This window comes from Anaerofustis sp. (assembly GCF_019420015.1).
Taxonomy (GTDB): Bacteria; Bacillota; Clostridia; order Eubacteriales; family Anaerofustaceae; genus Anaerofustis.
In genome coordinates this window covers 1-6,408 of record NZ_JAHZIA010000018.1, presented here as the reverse complement: position 1 = coordinate 6,408, position 6,408 = coordinate 1, and the positions used below count along the sequence as shown (strand labels likewise).

Genomic DNA, 6,408 nt, shown 5'->3' with positions numbered 1-6,408 from the left:
AATCGGGATATTTTAAATTTAAAGCCACAAACGTGAATGAAGATACGACGATAAACAAAATAATCAAACTTGTGGAAGAAGCTTCTTCGTCAAAAGCTCCGATAGCTAAAATAGCAGATAAAATTTCAGGAGTGTTTGTTCCTGTTGTAATAGGCATTGCACTTATTTCCAGTGTCGTATGGTTAGCTTTAGGACAGAGTTTTGAATTTGCGCTTTCAATAGGTATTTCAGTTCTAGTTATTTCATGTCCTTGTGCTTTGGGACTTGCAACTCCGGTTGCCATTATGGTTGGTACAGGAAAGGGTGCAGAAAACGGTATACTTATAAAATCCGGTGAAGCGTTGGAAATAGCTCATAATGTAGATACTGTTATTTTAGATAAAACAGGTACAATAACCAGAGGCGAGCCGATTGTTACGGATGTTATGGTTTTTGAAGATACTGAAGAGAGACTTTTAACGATTGCGGCATCTCTTGAAAAAAATAGTGAGCATCCTTTGGCTGAAGCTGTTATTGAATATACTGATAAAAAAGTCATAAATGGTGAAGATGTAAAAGGTTTTGAGGCAATATTCGGTAAAGGTGTAAAAGCTGTTATAAATGAAGAATTGTATTATGCCGGAAATAAAAATTTAATGGCGGATGTAGGTGTTGATATTAAAGATTATGACGATATTATCAACAATCTTGCGGATGAAGGGAAAACTCCATTGATTTTTGCTGACAGTAAGAAGGTAATCGGAATTATTGCAGTTAGTGATATAGAAAAGGAAACCAGTAAGGATGCAATAGATGCATTTAAAAATATGGGAATAGATGTTGTAATGTTGACCGGAGATAATAAAAGAACGGCAAAGGCAATACAAAAAAAATTAAATATTCCTAAAGTAATTTCGGAAGTGCTTCCCGATGATAAAGAAGCAAAAGTTTTTGAGATACAACAAATGGGCAAAACAGTTGCAATGGTTGGTGATGGTATAAATGATGCCCCTGCTCTTGCAAGAGCCGATGTGGGGATAGCAATAGGTGCAGGTACTGATGTTGCTATAGAAAGTGCGGATATTGTTTTAATGAAAAACGATTTGCTTGATGTTGTTACTTCAATTAAGTTAAGTAAAGCCGTTATAAGGAATATAAAACAGAATCTTTTCTGGGCATTTTTTTATAACAGTATAGGAATTCCTTTGGCAGCAGGCGTATTTTTTTACATGTTGGGTTGGAAACTTAATCCTATGTTTGGTGCAGCAGCTATGAGTTTGAGCAGTGTTTGTGTTGTTACAAATGCACTCAGATTAAAGTTCTTTAAATCAGACTTTAAAAATGGCAGAAAACATGATGATTATAAAGATGAAAATGAAATAGAAATATCTACAAACCAAGATATGCAGATTGTGATAAAAGGAATGAGTTGTGAACATTGTACAAACGCAGTTGAAAAAGCTTTGAGTGAGGTTGATGGTTTAAAGGTAAGCAGTGTTGATTTAAATACAAAAAGTGCTTATATAACTTTGGATAAAGATATAAGCGAGGATGTTATAAAAGATGTTGTGAAAAAAGCCGGATATAAAGTAGTTAAAATAAAATAAAAATTTTGAGATAATTATAAAAAAATTATAATTGATTATCTTAATTTTATAATGACAATAAGAAAAAAATATTTTATATTATTAAGAAAAAGAGGTTTTATCCTCTTTTTTATTTAAAGTTATAAAGATAGGCTTTTATCAGAAATTCAATATATTTTAGTATATTTAAATATATTAAAACTATTTGTTTATATGGGAATATATGGGGTAAAAGGAATATGAATTATTTTGTTTATAATTTATTACTACTTCTATTTGATGCATAAAATAAAAATCGGCAGAATACGTATATTTATATTGTAAAATATATTAAAAGGTTTATAATAACTTAAAAGAAGAATTGTTTTATCGGAGAAATACAGATGTATTACACATATATGTTAAGATGTATAGACAATACGATATATACCGGAATAACCACTGATGTAAAAAGAAGAGTTAAAGAGCATATTCAAAGAGGGAGTAAATGTGCGAAATATACTCTTAAGCACCGGGTAAAAAACCTTGAATGTGTGTGGAAGAGTGAAAATCGTATAATGGCATCAAAGCTTGAATATAGGATAAAGAAGTTAACGAAGTCTGAAAAAGAAATGTTAATCAAAAACCCTCATGATCTTCATATTTATTTTGATAAAATACTTAATGTAGAGGAATATGAGAACGTGGATACAAGTCTTTTTTATTGATGTATTTTTATAAATAACAAAACATATAAAATTTTTATTATTCTTTGTCAAATACTATGATTCTAAAGAGCGTTAATATAATTTTGCAACAATAAAATTTTATGTATGTATTATTTATTTTTTTTGATATTAAATTGAAAATAACTGAATAAATTAAATTTGACATAAAGGAAAGGTTTTTAATTATGAAGTTGGTAACATGGAATGTAAATGGGCTTAGAGCTTGTGTAAATAAAGGATTTATGGACTTTTTTAATGAAGTTGATGCTGATGTGTTTTCAGTACAGGAGACAAAACTTCAAGAAGGACAAATAGAAATGGATATACCAAAGTATGAAGAGTACTGGGATTATGCGCAAAAAAAAGGATATTCGGGTACAGCGTGCTTTACAAAGGTAAAACCGTTAAGTGTAAAATTGGGGCTTGATGATGAAAAGTTTTCGACGGAAGGAAGAGTTGTTACTCTTGAATTTGAGGATTTTTATTTGGTAAATGTATATACCCCAAACTCGCAAAATGAGCTTAAGAGACTAGATTATAGGATGGAATGGGAAGATTACTTTGCCGATTATTTATGCGAGTTGGATAAAAAGAAACCTGTTATTATGTGTGGGGACTTAAATGTGGCTCATAAGGAAATAGATCTTAAAAATCCTAAAACAAATAAAAAGAATGCCGGTTTTACCATAGAAGAAAGAGAAAAAATGACGGCTCTTTTAGACAGAGGGTTTATAGATTCGTACAGGTTTATGTATCCTGATACAACAGGTGTATATACATGGTGGTCTTATAGGTTTAATGCCAGAAAAAATAACGCCGGATGGAGAATAGATTATTTTATTGTAAGTGACAGGATAAAAGATAAGATAAAAGATGTTGTTATTTTTTCTGATGTTATGGGTTCTGACCATTGTCCTGTAATGTTAGATATAGATTTATAATAATATGGATTTTGGGAATATAACAAAAAATGAAGTAGATGAATTATCTGTATTGTTAAGTAAAAAAGATATCTCATTGTTGGTGGATAATTTAAAGTCAAAAAACAGCAATCTCAGATATAATTCTTTTCTTTTATTAAAAAAGAGAAGTGAATTTTCTGAAGATGTTTATCCTTATTTTGATATTTTTAAAGATATGTTAAACAGCAAAAATCCATATCATAAACACATTGCTTTATATTTGACTGCCAAAAATGCAAAGTATTCCAAAAAATACGATGATAATAAATTTTTATATATTATTGACAGCTATTTACAATGTTGTAATTTTGATAATTACTCAGTTGCAAGGCATTGTATACAATCAATTCCCATATGGATAAAGCATTATCCTGAGCTGATTGAAAAAGTATCTGATTATTTGATGGGACTTGATTTAAAAGGTTTTCGCGAAAGTGGAAGAGATCTTATTCTTTTTGATATAGTAAAATCACTCATTTTAATAGAAAAGATAAAGCACTTAGATAAAACAGCTGATTTCATACATAGTGCTATATCGGATAAAAAAATGGATGGTAAAATGGTAAGAGAGTTATTGTTGTTCAACTAAATATATTATGAAATAAAATTTTTATTTAAAGGAGGGAGATATATGTCTAATTGGAAATGTGTAAAGTGCGGGAACAGTGAATTTTCAAGTGATCAATTTCAGGCAACGGGAGGAAATTTTGCTAAACTATTTGATGTGCAAAATAAGAAATTTATAACTGTAAGTTGCACAAATTGCGGTTATACGGAACTGTATAAAGGTGCTACAAGCTCGGGAATGGATGTATTGGATTATTTAATGGGATAATTTACGGAAATATTTTATTATATGATTATGTATGTTACAATGATTTTGATTTGATATGGGATTTAATTTCCCTTTTAATAAATTAAACGGAGGTAGGTTATGCAGCAATTTAATTATTACACTCCTACAAAAGTGATTTTCGGAAAAGGAAGAGAAAATGAGGTAGGGGACGAACTAAAAAAAGACGGAGCAAAAAAAGCATATGTAGTATATGGAGGAGGAAGCGTAAAACGAAGCGGACTTCTTGACAGAGTAGAAAAATCATTAAAAGATAAAAATATAGAATATAGAATGATTGGTGGAGTGAAACCCAATCCAAGGTTGTCTCTTGCCAGAGAAGGTGTTGAAGAAGCCAAGGCTTTCGGTGCGGATTTTATTCTTGCCGTAGGAGGTGGAAGCGTAATTGATACAGCTAAAGGAATAGCTCATGGAGTTGCAAATCCTGATATTGATATATGGGATTTCTGGGAAGGTAAAGAAAAAGTGCAGAAATCAATTCCTGTAGGTGTGATTCTTACTATTTCGGCGGCAGGAAGCGAGATGAGTGATTCTGCAGTGCTTACAAATGAAGAAACGGGTGTGAAAAGAGGTCTTTCTACTGATTTTAACAGACCTAAATTTGCAATAATGAATCCGGAACTTACATTTACTCTTCCTGATTATCAGGTTGGTTGCGGTATTGTGGATATTATGATGCATACAATGGACAGATACTTTACCGATTTAGACGGCTGTCAAAATGATTTAACGGATGAAATTGCAGAGGCTCTTTTAAGAACGGTTATAGAAAACGGAAGAATTGCTTCAAAAAACAAAGAAGATTACCATGCAATGAGTGAAATAATGTGGGCAGGTTCTCTTTCTCATAACGGACTTACGGGTTTGGGAGCGCCTATGGACTTTTCAACTCACAGACTCGGTCACTCTCTAAGTGCTACTTTTGATGTTGCACATGGAGCATCTCTTTCTACTATGTGGCCTCATTGGGCAAATTATGTAAAAAACAGAGATATCGAAAGATTTGCCAGATTTGCCAGAAATGTATGGGGAATAACGGAAGGAAGCGATGAAGAGCTTGCCAATAAGGGAATCAAAGCGACTACAGAATATTTTAGATCAATAAATATGCCTACAAATTTCAGTGAACTTGGAATAGGAGTTCAAGATGAAGAGAGTTTAAGAAAACTTACAAATAAATGTTTCTATGTGAAAGGTACGAAAGTCGGTAAACTTCTTCCTCTTACAGAAGAAGATATTTACCCTATTTATGTAAGTGCAAACAAATAAAAGATTTAGGGATTTTCCCTAAATCTTTTATTTTTATATGAAATACTGCGATAGCATATTTAAGTTCTTTTTGTTTTTACTAAACAATAAAACAGATATTTTAATTGATTTAAATTTGTGGATAAATTTAAATTCGTATATAACCGTAGAGGTATCAATATTTCGTTCTTATACATATAATAATAATGGGAAAAATTTGGAGGACAAAATGAGCATACAAAAGAAACTAAGCAATATGGAAATGAACAAAACAGGAGAAGTTGCTTATATAAAATGTAACGGAGATGAAAGAAGACGTTTTTTGGATCTTGGTATTGTTAAAGGAACAAAAGTGACGCCTGTTTTGATCAGTCCGCTCGGAGATCCCAGAGCTTATGAAATAAGAGGTACTGTGATTGCCATAAGAAAAGAAGATGCGGATAAAATATATATTTTTGACATTTATGAATAGAGGTAACAATATCACTCTTTTTTGCATATTTTAGTAATGAGAAATAAAAAAGGGGTGATGTAATGGGACTTACAGCAGGATCTACAGGGCGAAAGGTTTTGGAAGCGGATGTTTTTGAAAAGACCATAGGCTGTGATTATACAATAGGACTTGCGGGAAATCCAAATGTAGGAAAATCCACGGTATTTAATGCTCTTACCGGAATGCATCAGCATACGGGTAATTGGCCTGGTAAAACGGTAGGGAATGCGGTTGGAAATTGCAGATATAAAGATAAAGATTTGCTTTTTGTAGATATACCGGGAACCTATTCTCTCATGTCAAATTCACAAGAAGAAGAGATAGCCAGAAATTATATTTGTTTCGGAGGTGCGGATGTAACGGTTGTTGTTATTGACGGAACATGTATAGAAAGAAATTTAAATTTGGTGTATCAAACTTTTGAGATAACAAATAATGTGATTGTTTGCGTCAATTTGATGGATGAAGTAAAAAAGAAAGGTATTTCTATAAATTTGGAACTCTTGAGCGAATATTTGGGCGTTCCTGTGGTCGGAGTAACCGCAAGACGTCCAAAAACTCTGAGTGCACTGTTAAGCGC

At 32.0% G+C, this 6,408-nt stretch carries 8 protein-coding genes; all 8 read left to right on the top strand.

Going from position 1 to position 6,408, the window contains the following annotated elements:
- Positions 1-1,586: heavy metal translocating P-type ATPase (locus tag QZ357_RS04530; protein ID WP_290772366.1), on the top strand; the 1,586-nt coding region annotated here is incomplete at its 5' end.
- A 362-nt stretch (positions 1,587-1,948) separates the two neighbouring features.
- Complete coding sequence (locus QZ357_RS04525; RefSeq protein ID WP_290772363.1) at positions 1,949-2,272, top strand: GIY-YIG nuclease family protein; 324 nt, start codon at positions 1,949-1,951, stop codon at positions 2,270-2,272.
- A gap of 185 nt (positions 2,273-2,457) precedes the next feature.
- A complete protein-coding gene (locus QZ357_RS04520; protein WP_290772361.1) occupies positions 2,458-3,213 on the top strand; it encodes an exodeoxyribonuclease III in 756 nt (251 codons plus the stop codon).
- Between the two features lie 4 nt (positions 3,214-3,217).
- Positions 3,218-3,823 carry a hypothetical protein gene (locus QZ357_RS04515; RefSeq protein ID WP_290772360.1) on the top strand — a complete coding sequence of 202 codons (606 nt, stop codon included), beginning with the start codon at positions 3,218-3,220 and terminating at the stop codon, positions 3,821-3,823.
- 42 nt (positions 3,824-3,865) lie between these two features.
- Entirely contained in the window at positions 3,866-4,069 is a 204-nt protein-coding gene (locus QZ357_RS04510; RefSeq protein WP_290772358.1) for a zinc ribbon domain-containing protein, read from the top strand.
- A 99-nt stretch (positions 4,070-4,168) separates the two neighbouring features.
- Positions 4,169-5,356, top strand: coding sequence for an iron-containing alcohol dehydrogenase (locus QZ357_RS04505; RefSeq protein ID WP_290772356.1), 1,188 nt, complete (start codon positions 4,169-4,171; stop codon positions 5,354-5,356).
- Positions 5,357-5,564: 208 nt separating this feature from the next.
- The gene (locus tag QZ357_RS04500) at positions 5,565-5,807 is read left to right on the top strand and encodes a FeoA family protein (RefSeq protein ID WP_290772353.1); all 243 of its coding nucleotides are present in this window, start codon (positions 5,565-5,567) and stop codon (positions 5,805-5,807) included.
- Positions 5,808-5,869: 62 nt separating this feature from the next.
- Positions 5,870-6,408: FeoB small GTPase domain-containing protein (locus QZ357_RS04495; protein ID WP_290772351.1), on the top strand; the 539-nt coding region annotated here is incomplete at its 3' end.

Excerpts from the sequence above, each read along its gene's own strand:
- QZ357_RS04525 (WP_290772363.1), top strand. The coding sequence starts at position 1,949 with ATGTATTACACATATATGTTAAGATGTATAGACAATACGATATATACC.
- QZ357_RS04520 (WP_290772361.1), top strand. The coding sequence starts at position 2,458 with ATGAAGTTGGTAACATGGAATGTAAATGGGCTTAGAGCTTGTGTAAAT.
- QZ357_RS04515 (WP_290772360.1), top strand. The coding sequence starts at position 3,218 with ATGGATTTTGGGAATATAACAAAAAATGAAGTAGATGAATTATCTGTA.
- QZ357_RS04510 (WP_290772358.1), top strand. The coding sequence starts at position 3,866 with ATGTCTAATTGGAAATGTGTAAAGTGCGGGAACAGTGAATTTTCAAGT.
- QZ357_RS04505 (WP_290772356.1), top strand. The coding sequence starts at position 4,169 with ATGCAGCAATTTAATTATTACACTCCTACAAAAGTGATTTTCGGAAAA.
- QZ357_RS04500 (WP_290772353.1), top strand. The coding sequence starts at position 5,565 with ATGAGCATACAAAAGAAACTAAGCAATATGGAAATGAACAAAACAGGA.